Source organism: Streptomyces sp. NPDC058295, from assembly GCF_042880655.1.
Lineage (GTDB): Bacteria > Actinomycetota > Actinomycetes > Streptomycetales > Streptomycetaceae > Streptomyces > Streptomyces coriariae.
In genome coordinates this window covers 151,835-169,969 of record NZ_JBHVYO010000013.1, presented here as the reverse complement: position 1 = coordinate 169,969, position 18,135 = coordinate 151,835, and the positions used below count along the sequence as shown (strand labels likewise).

Annotated in this window: 18 protein-coding genes; 5 read left to right on the top strand and 13 right to left on the bottom strand. The window is 69.6% G+C overall.

Annotated features, from left to right (window positions below; genetic code table 11):
- The first annotated feature begins 108 nt into the window (after nt 1-108).
- Entirely contained in the window at nt 109-780 is a 672-nt protein-coding gene (gene nucS / locus ACFVYS_RS16650) for an endonuclease NucS (RefSeq protein ID WP_020131166.1), read from the top strand.
- A gap of 67 nt (nt 781-847) precedes the next feature.
- On the opposite strand, the gene ACFVYS_RS16645 is transcribed toward nucS, so the two are convergent.
- The gene (locus ACFVYS_RS16645; protein WP_389502654.1) at nt 848-3,415 is read right to left on the bottom strand and encodes an ATP-binding protein; all 2,568 of its coding nucleotides are present in this window, start codon (nt 3,413-3,415) and stop codon (nt 848-850) included.
- 237 nt (nt 3,416-3,652) lie between these two features.
- Nucleotides 3,653-3,976: an STAS domain-containing protein gene (locus ACFVYS_RS16640; RefSeq protein ID WP_020131168.1), complete on the bottom strand. Its 324-nt coding sequence runs from the start codon at nt 3,974-3,976 to the stop codon at nt 3,653-3,655.
- Between the two features lie 425 nt (nt 3,977-4,401).
- Between ACFVYS_RS16640 and ACFVYS_RS16635 the strand changes: the two genes are divergently transcribed.
- Nucleotides 4,402-4,974, top strand: coding sequence for a cob(I)yrinic acid a,c-diamide adenosyltransferase (locus tag ACFVYS_RS16635; protein WP_389502652.1), 573 nt, complete (start codon nt 4,402-4,404; stop codon nt 4,972-4,974).
- Here ACFVYS_RS16635 and ACFVYS_RS16630 read toward each other — a convergent pair.
- Nucleotides 4,971-5,600 (bottom strand): hypothetical protein, encoded by a 630-nt coding sequence (locus ACFVYS_RS16630; RefSeq protein ID WP_389502650.1) that lies wholly within the window; start codon nt 5,598-5,600, stop codon nt 4,971-4,973. The two genes, ACFVYS_RS16635 and ACFVYS_RS16630, sit on opposite strands and share 4 nt — an antisense overlap.
- Nucleotides 5,601-5,744: 144 nt before the next feature.
- Between ACFVYS_RS16630 and ACFVYS_RS16625 the strand changes: the two genes are divergently transcribed.
- The 3 genes from ACFVYS_RS16625 (at nt 5,745) to ACFVYS_RS16615 (ending at nt 9,552) form a co-directional block, all read left to right on the top strand.
- Nucleotides 5,745-6,938 carry a sensor histidine kinase gene (locus tag ACFVYS_RS16625; protein ID WP_389502648.1) on the top strand — a complete coding sequence of 398 codons (1,194 nt, stop codon included), beginning with the start codon at nt 5,745-5,747 and terminating at the stop codon, nt 6,936-6,938.
- Nucleotides 6,935-7,615 carry a response regulator gene (locus tag ACFVYS_RS16620; protein WP_389502646.1) on the top strand — a complete coding sequence of 227 codons (681 nt, stop codon included), beginning with the start codon at nt 6,935-6,937 and terminating at the stop codon, nt 7,613-7,615. Before ACFVYS_RS16625 ends, ACFVYS_RS16620 begins: the two co-directional genes overlap by 4 nt.
- Before the next feature lie 113 nt (nt 7,616-7,728).
- Nucleotides 7,729-9,552 carry a glycosyl hydrolase family 18 protein gene (locus tag ACFVYS_RS16615; protein WP_389502644.1) on the top strand — a complete coding sequence of 608 codons (1,824 nt, stop codon included), beginning with the start codon at nt 7,729-7,731 and terminating at the stop codon, nt 9,550-9,552.
- A gap of 88 nt (nt 9,553-9,640) precedes the next feature.
- Here the strand turns inward: ACFVYS_RS16615 and ACFVYS_RS16610 are convergent, their stop codons facing one another.
- From ACFVYS_RS16610 to ACFVYS_RS16565, 10 genes are all read right to left on the bottom strand, one after another.
- Nucleotides 9,641-10,087, bottom strand: coding sequence for a DUF2550 domain-containing protein (locus tag ACFVYS_RS16610; RefSeq protein WP_020131174.1), 447 nt, complete (start codon nt 10,085-10,087; stop codon nt 9,641-9,643).
- Between the two features lie 142 nt (nt 10,088-10,229).
- Nucleotides 10,230-10,604 carry a F0F1 ATP synthase subunit epsilon gene (locus ACFVYS_RS16605; RefSeq protein WP_057584029.1) on the bottom strand — a complete coding sequence of 125 codons (375 nt, stop codon included), beginning with the start codon at nt 10,602-10,604 and terminating at the stop codon, nt 10,230-10,232.
- Between the two features lie 192 nt (nt 10,605-10,796).
- Nucleotides 10,797-12,233, bottom strand: coding sequence for a F0F1 ATP synthase subunit beta (gene atpD, locus ACFVYS_RS16600; protein WP_389502642.1), 1,437 nt, complete (start codon nt 12,231-12,233; stop codon nt 10,797-10,799).
- Nucleotides 12,234-12,239: 6 nt separating this feature from the next.
- Nucleotides 12,240-13,151, bottom strand: a complete 912-nt coding sequence (locus ACFVYS_RS16595; protein ID WP_389502640.1) for a F0F1 ATP synthase subunit gamma — start codon at nt 13,149-13,151, stop codon at nt 12,240-12,242.
- A gap of 21 nt (nt 13,152-13,172) precedes the next feature.
- Nucleotides 13,173-14,762: a F0F1 ATP synthase subunit alpha gene (atpA, locus tag ACFVYS_RS16590; RefSeq protein ID WP_267018398.1), complete on the bottom strand. Its 1,590-nt coding sequence runs from the start codon at nt 14,760-14,762 to the stop codon at nt 13,173-13,175.
- Between the two features lie 134 nt (nt 14,763-14,896).
- A complete protein-coding gene (locus tag ACFVYS_RS16585) occupies nt 14,897-15,718 on the bottom strand; it encodes a F0F1 ATP synthase subunit delta (RefSeq protein WP_389502638.1) in 822 nt (273 codons plus the stop codon).
- Nucleotides 15,715-16,263 carry a F0F1 ATP synthase subunit B gene (locus ACFVYS_RS16580; RefSeq protein ID WP_107095541.1) on the bottom strand — a complete coding sequence of 183 codons (549 nt, stop codon included), beginning with the start codon at nt 16,261-16,263 and terminating at the stop codon, nt 15,715-15,717. Before ACFVYS_RS16580 ends, ACFVYS_RS16585 begins: the two co-directional genes overlap by 4 nt.
- Before the next feature lie 45 nt (nt 16,264-16,308).
- A complete protein-coding gene (locus tag ACFVYS_RS16575; protein ID WP_020131181.1) occupies nt 16,309-16,554 on the bottom strand; it encodes an ATP synthase subunit C in 246 nt (81 codons plus the stop codon).
- A gap of 74 nt (nt 16,555-16,628) precedes the next feature.
- Nucleotides 16,629-17,438, bottom strand: coding sequence for a F0F1 ATP synthase subunit A (gene atpB, locus ACFVYS_RS16570; protein ID WP_020131182.1), 810 nt, complete (start codon nt 17,436-17,438; stop codon nt 16,629-16,631).
- Nucleotides 17,439-17,660: 222 nt separating this feature from the next.
- Nucleotides 17,661-18,074, bottom strand: coding sequence for a hypothetical protein (locus tag ACFVYS_RS16565; RefSeq protein ID WP_020131183.1), 414 nt, complete (start codon nt 18,072-18,074; stop codon nt 17,661-17,663).
- Between the last annotated feature and the right edge of the window lie 61 nt (nt 18,075-18,135).

The window sequence follows — 18,135 nt, the reverse complement described above, 5'->3', positions numbered from 1 at the left end:
TACCAGGTCGAAAGGGGCGGGCAAGAAGGGGCCTCGGTTGCGGGTGGGGGTGGGGAGACGGGCGGGCGAATCGCGTGCCCGGTGGGGCGTCGGATAGCGTGGTGCACCATGCGTCTCGTCATCGCCCGGTGCTCCGTGGACTACGCCGGCCGGCTCACCGCCCACCTCCCTTCCGCGCCCCGTCTCATCCTGGTGAAGGCGGACGGCAGCGTCTCGATCCATGCCGACGACCGGGCCTACAAGCCCCTGAACTGGATGTCGCCCCCCTGCACGCTGAAGGAGGGCGCGGGCGACGAGGAAGGCGTCTGGACCGTCGTCAACAAGGGCGGAGAGAAGCTCATCATCACGATGGAGGAGATCCTCCACGATTCTTCGCACGAACTCGGCGTCGATCCCGGCCTGATCAAGGACGGCGTGGAAGCACACCTCCAGGAGCTGCTCGCCGACCGCATCGAGACCCTCGGCGAGGGCTACACCCTCATCCGCCGCGAGTACATGACCGCCATCGGCCCGGTCGACATCCTGTGCCGGGACGCGGAGGGGCAGACCGTCGCGGTGGAGATCAAGCGACGCGGCGAGATCGACGGCGTCGAGCAACTCACGCGCTATCTGGAGCTGTTGAACCGCGACCCGCACCTCGCCCCGGTGCGTGGTGTCTTCGCGGCCCAGGAGATCAAGCCCCAGGCCCGCGTGCTCGCCACCGACCGCGGCATCGGCTGCCAGGTCCTGGACTACAACGCGATGCGGGGCATCGAGGACGACAAGCTGCGGCTGTTCTGACCCCCACCCGTACGACGACAAGGCCGGGTTCCTGAAGAGGAACCCGGCCCTTTTGTGCGCCTGCGCCTCAGATCACCTGGTCCGGCGAGGCCGAGGCGGCCGCGCCGGTGCTCTGTGCCGAGCTGATCGAGCTCGCGGGCGAGGAGGACATCGAACTGCTGGCCGAGTTCGAGGTGGGCGGGGTGGCGCCCCCGGACGCCGGCGGGCTGCCTGTTCCATCGCTGGGCGGTGTGGACGGCGAAGGCGACGACGAGCCCGTCCCGCTACTGGACGCGGACGGCGAGGCCGAGGGCGACCCGGAGCCCGAACTCGACGACGACGGCTTGGATGTCGGCCTGGGCGAGGACCCACCGTCGCCCGACCCGTGTGAGCTGCTCGCCTCCGACGACGGCTCCGCCTCTCCCGTGGGGGACGGGTCGTCCGAGGTGCCCATCGTTCCGTCCGGGCCCGGGTCGGTGGGTCTGCTGGTCGCCTCGCCCGTGTCGGCGGAACCGCTGTCGTCGCCCGGGGTGTCGGAGTCCAGGTCGCCGTCGTCCAGGCCGGTGCTGACGGACGGGTTGACGCCGACCCGGTCGGAAGGGTCGTTGGCGTCGTTGTCGGAGGTCGCGCCGAGCGTCACGACCGTGCCGAGGACGGCGACGAGCAGCGCGCCCGCACCGGCCGCGACCAGGTTGCGCTTGGCCAGGCTCTTCAGACCGCCCCGGTTGTGACGGGCGGGCGGGCCGGCGGGACCACGGCGGGCGACGACCGTCTCGGCCTCCGGCGGGTAGGTCGGGAGCACCGCCTGGATGCCTCGCGGCGGGGACGCCGACTCCTCGTGGCGGGCCTCGGGCACCTCCTCGCCGGCCGTCGCCACCGCGAGGCCGGGTAGGTCCCCGGAGCGGTCGGTGACCAGGGCGAGGGCGCGGCGGCCGGCGACGGTCCCGCGCTTGTCGGCGATCGCCCCGCGCAGGGCGAGGGAGGCCTCCAGCTCGGAGCGGGCCCGGTCGACGTCCCCGCCGCAGAGGGCGAGGACGCCCATCTCGTGGTGGAAGTAGGCCCGGTCGGCGGACTCCCCGGCGAGCCGGGCGGCCTCGGCGCCCTCGTGCAGGCTGCTCTCCCAGGCGCTCCAGCGCAGGCCCGCGGCGAAGGCGGGCGCGGCGGTGCGGGCGAGCTGGACGGCGGTGGACTCCTCGTCCTCGCCCGTCGGGGTCGTCGTGGGGACGATCACGACGAGGGCGGCGAGGACGGCGTCGGCCTCCGCGCAGACCCGCTCGGGGGTGACCGAGGGGTGTCCGGCCCACCAGGCGTAGTGCTGGGCGGCGGACTGGGCGCGGGTCTCGACGTCGTCGGCGTATCCGGCGGCCTCGAGCTGGGTCTGGACGCCGGCGGCGAGGCGGTAGCGGGTGCCGACCGGGGAGACGAGTCCGCAGGCGGTGAGTTCACCGAGAGCGGCGTCGGCGTGGGTGTCGCCGACCAGGGCGGGCAGATGCGCCTGGTGCGGGACCTCACCGTCCAGGGCGACGGCGAAGCGCAGCGTCGCGCGGGCGGAGGCGCTGAGGCGGGCGGCGAGCAGCGGCGCGGGCGCGGCGGCCTCGCCGAGCGAGGGCAGGGGTATCTCCTCGGCCTCGCCGGCTCCGGCGAGGCCGTCGACGGCGTCGGCGAGCGGCCGGGCGTCCTCGAAGACACCGAACACGTCGACCGCGTCGGCGCCGGCCCGCAGCTGGTCGCGCTGCGAGAGCAGGGCGCCGGCCTGGACGAACCGCAGCGGCAGGCCCTCGGACTCGAACCACAGGTCGCCGGCCCAGTTGGCCTCCTCCTCGGTGAGGACGCGGCCGACGGCGTGCTCGATCACCTCGACGCCGCCCGCCCGGTCCAGCCCGGTGAGGACGACCTCCTCGACGGCGGACTCGGCGGAGGGCGGCGGGGTGTCCGGGGTCGCGCCGAGCAGGAAGGCGCACTCGGGCGTCGCGTCCAGGACTTCGTCGAGGTCGGCGCCGCCGAGGTCGAGGTCGTCGACCACGACGACCGCGCCGATCTCGCGGACCAGGGCACTCAGGTCGTCGCTCTCGGGGCGGTACCGGGGAGCGTCGTAGACGGCGTGGAAGAGGTCGTGCAGGAGGTCGGCCGAGGTGCGGCGGAAGCCGGTGAGGCGGACGACGCCGTCGGGGGCGAGGTCCTCGCAGTCCTCGGCGACGAGGTCGAGCAAACTGGTGCGGCCGGAGCCGGGCGGGCCGGTGAGGCGGACGGAGCGGCCGCGGGCCAGCAGGCGGACCAGCTGTTCGCGTTCGTCCTGGCGGCCCAGGAGCGGCTGGGCGGGCCGGGCGGTTCCGGCGGGGGCCGGCGGCCGGGCGGCGCGCTCGGCCTCGGCACGCTGCTCCGCGGTGCGCTTGGCGGGGCGCTCCGGTATCTCTCCCCCACTCTCGGCTGCGCTCGAGCGGGAGGGGCCCCCAGGCGGGCAGAGTTCTATCTCGCTGCCGTCGACCGGATTGACCGTGAGCAGGTGTTCGCCCGCGACGAGCCGCACGGTGCGGGCCAGCGCCGGCGTGTGCTGGCCGAAGTCGGGGGTGAGGGGGTCCCTGGACGGGCGCGGGCGCGGCGTGCCGCCGTCGTCGTCCTGGCCGTACTCCTCGGGTCCCCGGGTGTTCGGGTCCATAGGTTCAAGCCCCCCAAAAGCGTCGTGTGGCGGTAGCCCCTCCCGGCCTTGCTGCACACTGCGCTGTCGCTTCTGGTCCGGTGCCCGCTCGAGGGCTGCGAGCGGCGGGCAGACGAACCGTAAACCTTCGCACAGTATCTACGACAGCCCGGGGTGCCGGGCCGCCCGAAGCGTCACAGTCTCGTGAGGATTGCGCCCGTCGCTTGTTTTCCGCCGCAGGCCACGCCCCCTGGGGGGTCAGACCCTGGGCAGGGACTCCACTCCGATACCGCCCTCGATCGCGAGGATCCGGTGCAGTCGGGTGGCCACCAGCAGGCGTTGCATCTGCGGAGGCACCCCGCGCAGCACCAGGCGTCGGCCGCACCGTCCGGCCCGTCGGTGGACGCCCATGATGACGCCGAGTCCGGTGGCGTCCCAGGAGTCCAGCTCGGACAGGTCGAGCACCAGGTCGCCGACTCCGTCGTCCACGGCCGTGTGCAGAGCCGTACGGGCATCCGCCGCGCTGCGAACGTCGAGACGACCCCCGACGACCAGCTCTACGTGGTCGCCCCTGATGTGCATAGCGCTCCCCTAAGCGTGCGTCTCGTGCTCCGCGGTGGTGGTGTCCGGTGTTGCATCCTCTGACTGCGGGAAGCGGTCGGAGGTTGCCGTCTGTGAGCGAACCGATACCGAATTCACTCGCAGGGGTGAGGCCCATGGGGCCTGTGCGGTTTCGGTGCTTGTAGAAGCCCTGCCCGCTCAGGCGTCCGATGTCACCGGCGTCAACCATCCGGCGCAGCCGCTCCGCATGCCTCTCGGCGGGAGATTAGCGGGCGTGAGGCGCTGTGTGACCGGTTAGTAACGCGGCTCACGTCTCAGGGCGTGAGACGCCGGTCACGTCGTCAATTACTGTCCGATTCACGCCGATTGGACCGGGACTGCCCGGGCGCCGACAGCAGTGACCAAGGGAACGGAACGGATCCTCCGGGACGGTCTAGATTGGCCGCATGGTCAATCTGACGCGCATCTACACGAGGACCGGCGACCAGGGCACCACCGCTCTCGGCGACATGAGCCGGGTCGCCAAGACCGACCTGCGGATCGCCGCGTACGCCGATGTCAACGAGGCGAACGCGGCGCTCGGCACGGCGCTCGCGCTGGGCGGACTGGACGATGAGCTCGGCGGGGTGCTGACCCGGGTCCAGAACGACCTGTTCGACGTGGGCGCGGACCTGTCGACGCCGGTGGTGGAGAACCCGGAGTTCCCGCCGCTTCGGGTCGAGCAGTTCTACGTCGACCGTCTGGAGGCGGACTGCGACCGGTTCAACGAGCGGCTGGAGAAGCTGCGGTCGTTCATCCTGCCCGGCGGCACCCCGGGCGCGGCCCTGCTCCACCAGGCCTGCACGGTCGTCCGACGGGCCGAACGCTCCACCTGGGCGGCGCTGGAGGTGCACGGTGAGCGGATGAACCCGCTCACCGCGACCTACCTCAACCGGCTCTCGGATCTGCTGTTCATTCTGGCCCGCACCGCCAACAATGCGGTCGGCGACGTGCTCTGGGTGCCGGGCGGGGAGCGCTAGCGCATCTTGGCCGGTTCCCGCTCCGATCCGCCGTCCGATCCGCCGTCCGGTCCGGCGTTCGGCTCGGGCTTCGGTCCGGAGTTCGGCTCGGGCTTCGGCTCGGGCTTCGGGAACAGGGTGTAGCTCCCCGCGATGACGAGGTTGATGCCGATCACCCACAGCATCCGCAGCTGCCACGCCCGCAACGAGTCGGTCTCGCCGTCCCCGCCGACGTACCGGACGGCCGCCTGGAGCAGCGCCACGGCGACGAGTGCGGCGAGGGTCCAGCGGCCCGCGACCTTCCATTCGTGGACGGCGCGGGCCCTGCCGTACTTCGGCGGCCGCACGGGCGGCGGGCCGCCGGCGAACCGGTGGGCGACCCGGGCGTCCGCCCACCTGACGGTGGAGTGGCCGAGGCCCACGGTGAAGCCGATGTAGACCGCGGCGAGGCCGTGCCGCCAGTCCGGCTCGGCACCGTTCTTGAGATCGATCGCGGTCACCACGAACAGCACGGCCTCCAGCAGCGGCTCGCACAGCAGCAGGGCCAGCCCCAGACGCGGCATCCGGAACACGTACCGGAAGGCCAGTCCGGCGGCCAGCAGCACCCAGAAGGCCACCTCACAGGCGATGATCAGTCCGACGATCACGGTTCGCTCCTCTCGCTCACCCTTCCAGGCTCCCGGCCGGCACAGCGCGTCTCGTCGTCGGCGGTGACGAACTCGCGGTACATCGAAAGATGCAGTTCGGGACCGTCCCCGGGAAGCAGGCGGACGGGAGGCGAGGCGTGTTGGATGGAGGACATGGCCGTCCGAGACCCGCACCGCCTGCGCCGCCCGCACCGCTTCGACGTGTACATCGCGGTCGGCGGGCTGCTCGGCGGGCTGCTGCTGGTCGCCATCGGTCTGGGCACCCGGCCGTCCGACGATCCGATCGTGCTCCTCGACGGCCCCTGGCCGGTCCTGGTGCCGCTCGGTGCGATGGCCGGCTGCGAGGTGCTGCGCCGGGTCGCGCCGCGCACGGCCCTGCTGGTCGGCACGGCCGCGATCGTCCTGGACACCCTGACCCAGGGCAACCTGTTCACGGTGCTGATGTACACGGACCTGATGTACGCGGCCGTCCTGTACGGCCCGCTCGCGTCGGCCCGCCGGATCCAGTGGATCACCGGACTGCTGACGGTGGCCGGGACGCTGGTGCCCTTCGCGGTGTGGCGGGTGCCGGAGGCCCTGCTGATCGGGGTGGTGGTCGGCATCGTGGCCTACGCGCCCGCCGCCACCGGCTGGATCGTGCGCAACCACCGCGACGCGGCCGAGGCGGCCCGGCTGCGGGCCGAACAGACCGCGCTGCTCGCCGAGATGGACCGCGTCCAGGCGGTCACCACCGAACGGGCGCGGATGGCACGGGAGTTGCACGACATGGTCGCCAACCACCTGTCGGCGATCGCGATCCACTCGACCGCGGCGCTCTCGATCGACGACCCGGACACGTCCAGGCAGGCACTGTCCGTCATCCGCGAGAACAGCGTCGAGGGGCTGGCGGAGATGCGGCGGCTGATCGGGATCCTGCGCGACGGCAGCGGGGACCGCGAGCCCGCCGCGGCCCCCACCCTGGACGGCCTGGAGGCTCTCGTCGACGGTGCCCGCGCCAATGGCCTCGACGTCACCCTCGACTCCGAGCCCGGTGCGGTGCCGGCCCCCGTCGAACTCGCCGCCTACCGGATCGTCCAGGAGTCGCTGACCAACGCGCTGAAGCACGCCTGCCCGGGCCGGGTCGCCGTCGCCCTCGTCCGGCGCGACGGGGTGCTCGACGTGCGGGTGCGGAGTCCGTACGGCCGTCGGGACGGACCCCGCGCCCCAGGTTCCGGCGCCGGGCTCGTCGGCATGCGGGAGCGCGCGGCGCTGCTGGACGGCACGTTCGACGCCGGGCCCGAGGACTCGTGCTGGACGGTGCGGGCCACGTTCCCCCTCACCGAAGGAGAGCCCGTATGAGCTCGGCCATCCGGGTCCTCGTCGCCGAGGACCAGTCCGCCGTACGCGCCGGGCTCGTCCTGATCCTGGGCAGCGCGTCCGACATCGAGGTGGTGGGCGAGGCGGCGGACGGGGAGCAGGCGGTGGCCCTGGCGCGGGAGTTGCGGCCGGACGTGGTGCTGATGGATGTTCAGATGCCGCGTCTCGACGGGGTGTCGGCGACCCGGAAGGTCGTCGAGGAGGGGCTCGCCGACGTGCTGGTGCTGACCACCTTCGACCTCGACGAGTATGTGTTCGGGGCGCTGCGGGCGGGTGCCGCGGGGTTCCTGCTGAAGAACACGGAGGCCAGGGACCTGCTGTCGGCGGTCCGCACGGTGGCCGCTGGGGAGGGGTTGATCGCTCCCGCGGTGACCCGTCGGCTGATCGCCGAGTTCGCCGCGAAGCCGGTGCGGGCACCGAAGGCCGACCCCGCCGTCCTGGACGCCCTCACCCGGCGCGAGCGCGAGGTGCTGGCCTGTCTGGGCGAGGGGATGTCCAACGCGGGCATCGCCGGGCGCCTCGACATGGCGGAGGCGACGGTGAAGACGCACGTCAGCCGTCTGCTGGGGAAGCTGGAGCTGCGCAGTCGGGTGCAAGCGGCGGTGCTGGCACAGGAGTTGGGGATCCGGGCGGGATCCGATGGGGCTCCGGAGGTTTAGCGGACCGCAGTGGTCCAGACCTATTGACCTGTGGTCCAGACCTTTCTATTCTCGCGGCACCGTGGGCGTGAAGGCTCAGTCACGCCCCCCGACTCCCCCCGAGGAGGCGCAGGATGCGCTTCAGACACAGAGCCGCGGCAGGGTTCGCGACGCTGCTGCTCCCGCTGGCCGGCCTGGTCGGCCTCGCGAGCCCCGCCCAGGCCGCCACGACCGCCACCGCCACCTACACCAAGGCATCGGACTGGGGCACCGGGTTCGAGGGCAGGTGGATGGTGAAGAACACCGGCACCACCGCCATCAGTTCATGGACGGTCGAGTGGGACTTCCCCTCCGGCACCTCCGTCACCTCCGCCTGGGACGCCGACGTCACGTCCTCCGGCACCCACTGGACCGCCAAGAACAAGTCCTGGAACGGCAGCCTCGCCGCCGGCGCCTCCGTCTCCTTCGGCTTCAACGGCGCGGGCGCCGGCTCTCCGTCCAACTGCAAGCTCAACGGCGGCAGTTGCGACGGCACGACGGTCCCGGGCGACGCCTCCCCGTCCGCCCCGGGCACCCCGACCGCCTCCGCCCTCACCGACACCTCGGTGAAGCTGGCCTGGTCCGCCGCCACCGACGACAAGGGCGTCAAGAACTACGACGTCCTGCGCGACGGCGCCAAGGTCGCCACGGTCACGACGACCTCGTACACGGACACCGGTCTGACGGCCGGCACCGACTACTCCTACACCGTCCAGGCCCGTGACACCGCCGACCAGACCGGCCCGGTCAGCGGAGCGGTCGCGGTCCACACCACCGGCGGCGGCACCACTCCCCCGACCACCGGCTCCAAGGTCAAGCTCGGCTACTTCACCGAGTGGGGCATCTACGGCCGCAACTACAACGTCAAGAACCTGGTGACGTCCGGTTCGGCCGCGAAGATCACACACATCAACTACGCCTTCGGCAACGTCACCAACGGCCAGTGCGCGATCGGCGACTCCTACGCCGACTACGACAAGGCCTTCACCGCGGACCAGTCGGTCAGCGGCGCCGCCGACACCTGGGACCAGCCACTGCGCGGCAACTTCAACCAGCTGCGCCAGCTGAAGGCCAAGTACCCGAACATCAAGGTGCTGTGGTCCTTCGGCGGCTGGACCTGGTCCGGTGGCTTCGCCCAGGCCGCGGCCAACCCGGCGGCGTTCGCGCAGTCCTGCTACAACCTGGTCGAGGACCCGCGCTGGGCCGACGTCTTCGACGGCATCGACATCGACTGGGAGTACCCGAACGCCTGCGGCCTGTCCTGTGACACCAGCGGGGCGGCGGCCTACAAGAACCTGATGCAGGCCCTGCGCGCCAAGTTCGGCACGGGCAACCTGGTCACCGCGGCCACCACCGCCGACGGCTCCTCCGGCGGCAAGATCGACGCGGCCGACTACGCGGGCGCGGCACAGTACGTCGACTGGTACAACGTGATGACGTACGACTTCTTCGGCGCCTGGGCGGCCCAGGGCCCGACGGCCCCGCACTCCCCGCTCACCTCGTACAGCGGCATCCCGCAGGCCGGATTCACCACGGCCGACGCTATGGCCAAGTTCAAGGCGAAGGGCGTACCCGCGAGCAAGCTGCTCATCGGCATCGGCTTCTACGGCCGCGGCTGGACCGGCGTCACCCAGGACGCCCCGGGCGGCACGGCCACGGGCCCGGCGGCCGGCACCTACGAGCAGGGCATCGAGGACTACAAGGTCCTCAAGACGTCCTGCCCGGCCACCGGCACCATCGCCGGCACGGCGTACGCGAAGTGCGGCAGCAACTGGTGGTCCTACGACACCCCGGCCACCATCGCCGGCAAGATGACCTGGGCCAAGAACCAGGGTCTGGGCGGCGCGTTCTTCTGGGAGTTCAGCGGAGACACCAGCAACGGCGAGCTGGTGAGCGCCATCAACAGCGGACTGTCGTGACCGTCGCAGACAAGTTCGTGTAGTCGAGCGACATTGACGCTCCCCCTGACTTCGTCCGGGGGGACCCCCGGTCAGCGAGTGAATGCGGCTACGCCACATTCACTCGCTGACCGGGCGGAGCTGCCTCCAGCCACGCGAGGAAACCGGTCAGCGCGTCTTCGCTCATCGCGAGCTCGAGACGCGTGCCCCGGTGCACACAGGTGAGGATCACCGCGTCGGACAGCAGCGCCAGCTCCTCCTCGCCCTCGGGAAGACGGCGGCCGGCCACCTCGATCGAACCGCGCTCCAGAACCCGGCGCGGGCGGTAGGCGTACGAGAAGACGCGGTACCACTCGATGCGGTCGCCGTTGTAGCGGGCGACCCCGTAGCTCCAGCCCTTTCCGCTCGTGTCCGGTTTCTCGGAGACGTCCCAGCGCAGGGAACAGTCGAAGGTGCCGCCGGACCGCTGGATGAGTCTGCGGCGCAGGCCGAAGACGAACAACCCCAGCGCCACCAGGGCCACGACGATGCCGCACACAGTCAGAGCGAGGACCATCGACACCGACCTCCTCGTCTCCTAGGTACCGAAAATAGGTAACGGAACGGAAAAAACATCCGTATCTGCCTCAGCCGCGGTCGGCTCCGGATTGCTCCGGTGCCGACCGCGGCTGATTGACGTCAAGCGGTTACACGCTGGCTCAGCGCGAGGCCGCCGCACGCAGTCGAACGTCCGCGCGACGCTCGGCGGCGGCATCGCCCTCCGCCTTCGCGCGCTCGAGTTCCCGCTCCACGCGCTGGACATCGATCTCGTCCGAAAGCTCGGCGATCTCGGCCAGCAGCGACAGCTTGTTGTCCGCGAACGAGATGAAACCGCCGTGCACCGCGGCGACGACCGTTCCACCATCACTCGTACGGATGGTCACCGGGCCCGACTCCAGCACACCGAGCAGCGGCTGGTGACCGGGCATGACGCCGATGTCGCCCGACGTGGTGCGCGCGACGACCAGGGTGGCCTCGCCGGACCAGACCTCTCGGTCGGCCGCGACCAGCGCGACGTGCAGCTCAGCAGCCAAGGTGGCTCCTCGGGTCACCACCCGGCTTTCCTGCCGGGTGTTGCGTATAAGTCTAGTAGGGCTCCGAGCACCGAAGTGCCGGGGTCCCGCCCCAGGACTCTGCCGGGGGTCCGGGGGTCGCCCCCCGGAAGATGCGGCGTGGGCGTACGAAGAGGGGCGGGACGCACCCGCCCCTCTTCATGAGCACGAGGCTCAGGAGACGCCGAGCTCCTTGGCGTTGGCCTTGAGGTCCTCAATGCCACCGCACAGGAAGAACGCCTGCTCCGGGAAGTGGTCGTACTCGCCGTCGATGATCGCGTTGAACGCGGTGATCGACTCGTCCAGCGGGACGTCCGACCCGTCGACGCCGGTGAACTGCTTGGCGACGTGGGTGTTCTGGGACAGGAAGCGCTCCACGCGACGGGCGCGGTGGACGGTGAGCTTGTCCTCCTCGCCCAGCTCGTCGATACCGAGGATCGCGATGATGTCCTGGAGGTCCTTGTACTTCTGCAGGACCGTCTTGACGCGCATCGCGGTGTTGTAGTGGTCCGCCGCGATGTAGCGGGGGTCCAGGATGCGGGACGTGGAGTCCAGCGGGTCCACGGCCGGGTAGATGCCCTTCTCGGAGATCGGACGGGAGAGAACCGTCGTCGCGTCGAGGTGGGCGAACGTGGTGGCCGGGGCCGGGTCGGTCAGGTCGTCCGCGGGGACGTAGATCGCCTGCATCGAGGTGATCGAGTGACCACGGGTCGAGGTGATGCGCTCCTGGAGGAGACCCATCTCGTCGGCCAGGTTCGGCTGGTAACCCACCGCGGAGGGCATCCGGCCGAGCAGGGTCGAGACCTCGGAACCGGCCTGGGTGAAGCGGAAGATGTTGTCGATGAAGAACAGCACGTCCTGCTTCTGCACATCGCGGAAGTACTCCGCCATGGTCAGACCGGCCAGGGCCACGCGCAGACGGGTGCCCGGGGGCTCGTCCATCTGGCCGAAGACCAGGGCGGTCTTGTCGATGACGCCCGACTCCGCCATCTCCTCGATGAGGTCGTTGCCCTCACGAGTGCGCTCACCGACACCGGCGAACACGGAGACACCGTCGTGGTTGTTGGCGACGCGGTAGATCATCTCCTGGATGAGCACCGTCTTGCCGACGCCGGCACCACCGAACAGACCGATCTTGCCGCCCTTGACGTACGGGGTCAGCAGGTCGATGACCTTGACGCCGGTCTCGAACATCTCGGTCTTCGACTCGAGCTCGTCGAAGCGCGGGGCCTTGCGGTGGATGGTCCAGCGCTCACCGTCGTAGGTCTCGTCGGTGTTCAGCACCTCACCGAGGGTGTTGAACACCTTGCCCTTGGTGAAGTCGCCGACCGGGACGGTGATGCCCGTTCCGGTGTCGGTGACGGCGGCCTGGCGGACCAGACCGTCGGTGGGCTGCATCGAGATCGTGCGGACCAGGCCGTCACCCAGGTGCTGGGCGACCTCCAGGGTCAGCGTCTTCTTCTCGCCGTCCTTCGCCGGGTCGGCGACCTCGACGTGAAGGGCGTTGTAGATCTCCGGCATGGCGTCGACGGGGAACTCCACGTCGACGACCGGGCCGATGACCCGGGCGACGCGGCCCGTGGCAACGGCCGTCTCAACTGTCGTCGTCATTACCTGTCACTTCCCCGCGGTCGCGTCGGCCAGGGCTGCGGAGCCACCGACGATCTCGCTGATTTCCTGGGTGATTTCGGCCTGGCGGGCCGCGTTGGCGAGGCGGGAGAGCGTGTTGATCAAGTCTCCCGCGTTGTCGGTCGCCGACTTCATCGCGCGGCGCGTGGCGGCGTGCTTGGAGGCAGCCGACTGGAGCAGCGCGTTGTAGATACGACTCTCGACGTACCGCGGCAGGAGGGCGTCGAGGACGTCCTCCGCCGACGGCTCGAAGTCGTACAGCGGAAGGATCTCGCCCTTCGGCGCCGACTCCTTGGCCACCTCGTCGAGGCTGAGCGGCAGCAGACGGTCGCCGAGCGCCGTCTGCGTCATCATCGAGACGAACTCGGTGAAGACGATGTGGAGTTCGTCCACGCCGCCGTCCGCCGTCTCCTTTTCGATGGCCTCGATCAGCGGACCCGCGACCTTCTTCGCGTCCGCATAGGTGGGCTCGTCTGTGAAGCCCGACCACGACTCCGCGACCTTGCGCTCGCGGAAGTTGTAGTGGGCCAGACCGCGGCGGCCGACGATGTACGTGTCGACCTCCTTGCCCTCCGCCTCAAGGCGCGCCGTCAGCTGCTCGGCGGCCTTGATCGCGTTGGAGTTGAAGGCGCCGGCCAGTCCGCGGTCGCTCGTGAGGAGCAGCACCGCGGCACGGGTCGCCGTCTCCGCCTCCGTGGTCAGCGGGTGCTTCGTGTTCGAGCCGGTACCGACCGCCGTGACCGCGCGGGTGAGCTCGGTCGCGTACGGCGTGGAGGCCGCCACCTTGCGCTGTGCCTTGACGACACGCGAGGCGGCGATCATCTCCATCGCCTTGGTGATCTTCTTGGTCGCGGTGACGGATCGGATGCGACGCTTGTAGACCCGGAGCTGGGCTCCCATGAGTCAGGTCCCTTCCTTACGTCACTTGGCCGCGGCCGGGGCGTCCTCGCCGAGAAGCTTGCCGTCCGAGGTCTCGAACTGCTTCTTGAACTCGGCGATGGCGTCGGCAATGGCGATGAGGGTGTCGTCCGACATCTTGCCGCCCTCCTTGATGGAGGTCATGAGGCCCTGCTCCTTGCGGTGCAGGTACTCCAGGAGCTCCTTCTCGAAGCGGCGGACGTCGGCGACCGGAACGTCGTCCATCTTGCCGGTGGTACCGGCCCACACGGAGACGACCTGGTCCTCGGTCGGCATGGGCTGGTACTGAGCCTGCTTGAGCAGCTCGACCAGTCGCTGACCGCGCTCCAGCTGCGACTTCGACGCGGCGTCCAGGTCGGAACCGAAGGCGGCGAACGCCTCCAGCTCACGGTACTGGGCGAGGTCGAGGCGCAGACGGCCGGAAACCTGCTTCATCGCCTTGTGCTGCGCGGAACCACCGACTCGGGAGACGGAGATACCGACGTTCAGCGCGGGGCGCTGACCGGCGTTGAACAGGTCCGACTCCAGGAAGCACTGGCCGTCGGTGATGGAGATGACGTTGGTCGGGATGAACGCCGAGACGTCGTTGGCCTTCGTCTCGACGATCGGCAGACCGGTCATCGAGCCGGCGCCCAGGTCGTCGGAGAGCTTCGCGCAGCGCTCCAGCAGACGGGAGTGCAGGTAGAAGACGTCACCCGGGTAGGCCTCACGGCCCGGCGGGCGGCGCAGCAGCAGGGACACGGCGCGGTAGGCGTCGGCCTGCTTCGAGAGGTCGTCGAAGATGATGAGGACGTGCTTGCCCTCGTACATCCACTGCTGGCCGATGGCCGAACCGGTGTACGGCGCCAGGTACTTGAAGCCGGCCGGGTCGGACGCCGGGGCGGCGACGATGGTCGTGTACTCCAGCGCGCCGGCCTCTTCGAGGGCGCCACGCACGGAGGCGATGGTCGAGCCCTTCTGGCCGATGGCGACGTAGACGCAGCGGACCTGCTTGTTCACGTCACCGGAGCGCCAGTTGTCGCGCTGGTTGATGATCGTGTCGACGGCCAGGGCGGTCTTGCCGGTCTGGCGGTCACCGATGATCAGCTGACGCTGACCACGGCCGACCGGGGTCATCGCGTCGACGGCCTTGTAGCCGGTCTCCATGGGCTCGTGGACCGACTTACGGGCCATGACACCCGGAGCCTGGAGCTCCAGGGCACGGCGGCCGGACGTCTCGATCTCGCCGAGGCCGTCGATCGGGTTGCCGAGCGGGTCGACGACACGGCCGAGGTAGCCCTCGCCGACGGCGACGGACAGGACCTCTCCCGTGCGGGTGACCGGCTGGCCCTCCTCGACGCCGCTGAACTCGCCGAGGATGACGGTACCGATCTCGCGCTCTTCGAGGTTGAGCGCGAGGCCGAGGGTGCCGTCCTCGAACTTCAGCAGTTCGTTGGCCATGGCCGAGGGAAGGCCCTCGACCTTCGCGATGCCGTCGCCGGCAAGGGTGACCGTACCGACCTCCTCGCGCGAGGCCGCGTCCGGCTTGTACGACTGGACAAAGTTCTCCAGCGCATCCCGGATCTCCTCCGGCCGGATCGTGAGCTCCGCCATCTGGGTTCCCTGCTCTCCTTGTTGGGCCCGAAGTTTCACTTTGGGGGGATGGGGACTCCCCCCTGAAAGAGGTGAATCCTCTGCACGGCCCAACCAGGGCCGCCATCAGTTCGTACTGCGGTCTTGAGTTGCTGCTAGTTCGCCATGCGGCGGGCGGCGTCCTCGATGCGGTCCGCGAGGGAGCCGTTGATCACTTCGTCACCGACCTGCACCCTGATCCCGCCGAGGACCGCGGGGTCCACGTCGAGGTTGAGGTGCATCGGGCGGCCGTAGAGCTTGGCGAGGGCGGCGCCGAGGCGCTGCTTCTGCGGGTCGCTCAGCGGTACCGCCGAGGTGACGACGGCGACCATGCGGTCCCGGCGCTCCGCGGCGAGCCGGGACAGGGACTCGAGGCCCGCTTCCAGGCTACGTCCCCGGGGCGCGGTCACGAGGCGCGTCACCAGTCGCTCGGTGGCCGCGTCGGCCCGGCCGCCGAGCAGGCTGCGCAGCAGCTCGCCCTTGGCCGAGGCGGTGGCCTTCCGGTTGGTCAGTGCGGCGCGCAGCTCGGTGTTCGAGGAGACGATCCGTCCGAAGCGGAACAGCTCGTCCTCGACGTTGTCGAGCCTGCCGGCCTTCTGCGCGGCGGTGAGGTCGGCGATGTCCGCCAGCTCCTCCAGCACGTCCACCAGGTCGCGGGACTGCGACCAGCGGGAACGCACCGTGCCGGACACCAGGTCGGCGGTGGCACCGCTGATCTGGGCGCCGAGCAGGCGCTGGACCAGCTCGGCCTTGGCCTCGCCGGTCTGCGCCGGGTCGGTGAGGACCCGACGCAGCGAGACCTCGCGGTCGAGCAGCGCGGTGACTGCCGCCAGCTCGTCGGCGAGCTGCGCCGCGTCCACGGACGTGGAGTCCGTCAGCGCGTCGAGACGCTCACGGGCTGCTGCGAATGCCTCGCGGCTCGCTCCGTGTGCGGTCATCGAGACGCCTCGGCCTTCTCCTCGAGGTCGTCGAGGAAGCGGTCGATGACGCGGCTCTGGCGGGCGTGGTCGTCGAGGGACTCCCCGACGAGCTTGCCGGCCAGATCGGTGGCGAGCTTGCCGACGTCCTGACGCAGCGCGGACGCGGCGGCCTTGCGGTCCGCCTCGATCTGGCTGTGCCCGGCGGCGACGATCTCCTCGCGCTGACGCTGGCCTTCCGCACGCATCTCGGTGATGAGTGCGGCGCCCTGCTCCTGCGCCTCCTGGCGCAGCCGCGCGGCCTCGTGACGGGCCTCGGCGAGCTGGGCCTTGTACTGCTCCAGAACGCTCTGGGCCTCAGTGCGAGCAATCTCGGCCTGTTCGATCCCGCCCTCGATGGCTTCGCGACGCTCTTCCAGAACCTTGTTGATGTTCGGAAGGAGCTTCTTGCCCAGGACGAAGAACACGATCGCGAACGCGATCAGACCGATGACGAGCTCGGGGATCTCCGGGATCAGAGGATTCTGGGCCTCCTCCTCAGCCGCGATTTGCAGCAAGGGCGAGATCACATCAGTTCCTTCCGTGGAATTCTCTCGTCGGCGTAGACCGGATCAGGACGTCGGGTAGACGAAGCCCATGACCAGACCGATCAGGGCGAGCGCCTCACAGAGGACGAAGCCGAGGATCTGGTTCTGACGGATCAGGCCGGCGGCCTCGGGCTGGCGAGCCAGCGCCTGGGTGCCGTTACCGAAGATGATGCCAACGCCGACGCCGGGGCCGATGGCCGCGAGACCGTAGCCGATGGCAGCGAGGTTGCCCTTGATTTCGACCGCGGCGAGGGTGTCGAGAGCGGACATGCCGTAACTTCCTTCTCTTTACACAGGCCGGTGGGGGTTGGCCACCGGAAGTTCAGGGGATGTTGATCAGGTGCTCAGTGGTGCTTGGCGAGCGCGCCCTGGATGTAGCTGCAGGACAGGAGGATGAAGACGTAGGCCTGAAGGGCCTGGATGAACAGCTCGAAGACCGTCATCACGATGACCATCAGGAACGAGACCGCCGAGTAGGCGATGCCGATGCCGTTGAGCAGGTACCAGGTCCCGATCGTGAAGATCAGGATCAGGACGTGTCCGGCGAACATGTTGGCGAAGAGCCGGACGGCGTGGGTGAACGGCCGGATGAACACGTTCGACAGGAACTCGAAGAACATGACCATCGGGAACACCGGGCCGAGCGACGGGTCGTAGCCCGTGATGTTCTTCCAACCGCCGATGAAACCGTGGCGCTTGAACGTCACGCTCATCCACACGATGTAGACGAGAGCCGCGAGACCGACCGGGAACGCGATGACCGCGGTGGCCGGGAACTGCGCGATCGGGACGATCGACCACAGGTTCATGATCCAGATGAAGAAGAACAGCGAGAACATCAGCGGGACGTACTTCTCGCCCTCGCGCTTGCCGATCGTCTCGTAGACGACGCCACGACGGACGAAGTCGTAACCCGCCTCGCCGACCATCTGGAGCTTGCCGGGGATCAGCTTCGGCTTGTTGAAGGCCGCCCAGAAGAATCCGATGACGATGACGGTGCTCACCAGCGAGAGCAGCATCGGCTTGTTGAATTCGATGCCGCCGACGGTGAAGAGCGGTTCGAAGAGGAACGAGTGCAGGCCGGGGGTCGGGAAACCGCACCCGTCGAAAATATGACAGTCGGTCTCGAAGGCGAGCGTCTTGGCGTTACTCACCGCGAGCTCCTTCAGCGTGGCGCATGGGTACGGCAACCTCGATGTGTCGGCGCGGCCTGCGACCGCGGGACGGCACTGGACTGGACTTGCGGATGTGGGGGCGGCGACTGGGCTCCGAACCGTGAGACGTCACAGGCTCGACTGCCGCCCGCGCCAGCTCTGCCGCAGTTGTGGCGAGACCATAGCAAAAGAGCGGAAGTCCCTTTACACCGGCCCTACAGGTCACGACGACGCCCGAGCGGAATCCGGCTCGACGTAGAGAACCTTGGCCTTCATGTGCGAGACCACCTGCGCGGCGATCCACACCAGGGTGGCCGCCAGCAGCGTGAAGGCGAAGCATTTCGGGTTGAAGACCGAGGTCCCCTTGAACATGATCAGCACGATCATCAGCAGCAGGATCTGGGTGGTGTAGAGCAACAGCCCCATCGACTGGAACAGATGGGGAAGCTGGCGCGCGGTGCGCAGCAGCACCACCAGACCGCCACCCATGAACAGCAGGACGAGAGCCGCACCGAACACGGCGCCGAGCGCTCCCTTGCCGCCGGCAACGGCGGCACTCACCGCGACTCCCGCCACACCCGCGGTTGCGGTGGGCAGGGCACAGTGCAGGAGTGTTCGTACGTCGTTGGACTGCATGGCGGCAACTCCGCATTCAAGGGGGGCAGGGTGTCGTCATGGACGAGCGTAGTCCCGGCCC

What these genes read in the sequence shown, in the direction of transcription:
- ACFVYS_RS16640 (WP_020131168.1), bottom strand. Translation starts at nt 3,976, where the DNA reads ATGCACATCAGGGGCGACCACGTAGAGCTGGTCGTCGGGGGTCGTCTC.
- atpA (WP_267018398.1), bottom strand. Translation starts at nt 14,762, where the DNA reads ATGGCGGAGCTCACGATCCGGCCGGAGGAGATCCGGGATGCGCTGGAG.
- ACFVYS_RS16610 (WP_020131174.1), bottom strand. Translation starts at nt 10,087, where the DNA reads ATGGTCCTCGCTCTGACTGTGTGCGGCATCGTCGTGGCCCTGGTGGCG.
- ACFVYS_RS16615 (WP_389502644.1), top strand. Translation starts at nt 7,729, where the DNA reads ATGCGCTTCAGACACAGAGCCGCGGCAGGGTTCGCGACGCTGCTGCTC.
- ACFVYS_RS16575 (WP_020131181.1), bottom strand. Translation starts at nt 16,554, where the DNA reads ATGTCCGCTCTCGACACCCTCGCCGCGGTCGAAATCAAGGGCAACCTC.
- ACFVYS_RS16645 (WP_389502654.1), bottom strand. Translation starts at nt 3,415, where the DNA reads ATGGACCCGAACACCCGGGGACCCGAGGAGTACGGCCAGGACGACGAC.
- ACFVYS_RS16565 (WP_020131183.1), bottom strand. Translation starts at nt 18,074, where the DNA reads ATGCAGTCCAACGACGTACGAACACTCCTGCACTGTGCCCTGCCCACC.
- ACFVYS_RS16625 (WP_389502648.1), top strand. Translation starts at nt 5,745, where the DNA reads ATGGAGGACATGGCCGTCCGAGACCCGCACCGCCTGCGCCGCCCGCAC.
- ACFVYS_RS16585 (WP_389502638.1), bottom strand. Translation starts at nt 15,718, where the DNA reads ATGACCGCACACGGAGCGAGCCGCGAGGCATTCGCAGCAGCCCGTGAG.
- ACFVYS_RS16635 (WP_389502652.1), top strand. Translation starts at nt 4,402, where the DNA reads ATGGTCAATCTGACGCGCATCTACACGAGGACCGGCGACCAGGGCACC.
- ACFVYS_RS16595 (WP_389502640.1), bottom strand. Translation starts at nt 13,151, where the DNA reads ATGGGAGCCCAGCTCCGGGTCTACAAGCGTCGCATCCGATCCGTCACC.
- atpD (WP_389502642.1), bottom strand. Translation starts at nt 12,233, where the DNA reads ATGACGACGACAGTTGAGACGGCCGTTGCCACGGGCCGCGTCGCCCGG.
- ACFVYS_RS16620 (WP_389502646.1), top strand. Translation starts at nt 6,935, where the DNA reads ATGAGCTCGGCCATCCGGGTCCTCGTCGCCGAGGACCAGTCCGCCGTA.
- nucS (WP_020131166.1), top strand. Translation starts at nt 109, where the DNA reads ATGCGTCTCGTCATCGCCCGGTGCTCCGTGGACTACGCCGGCCGGCTC.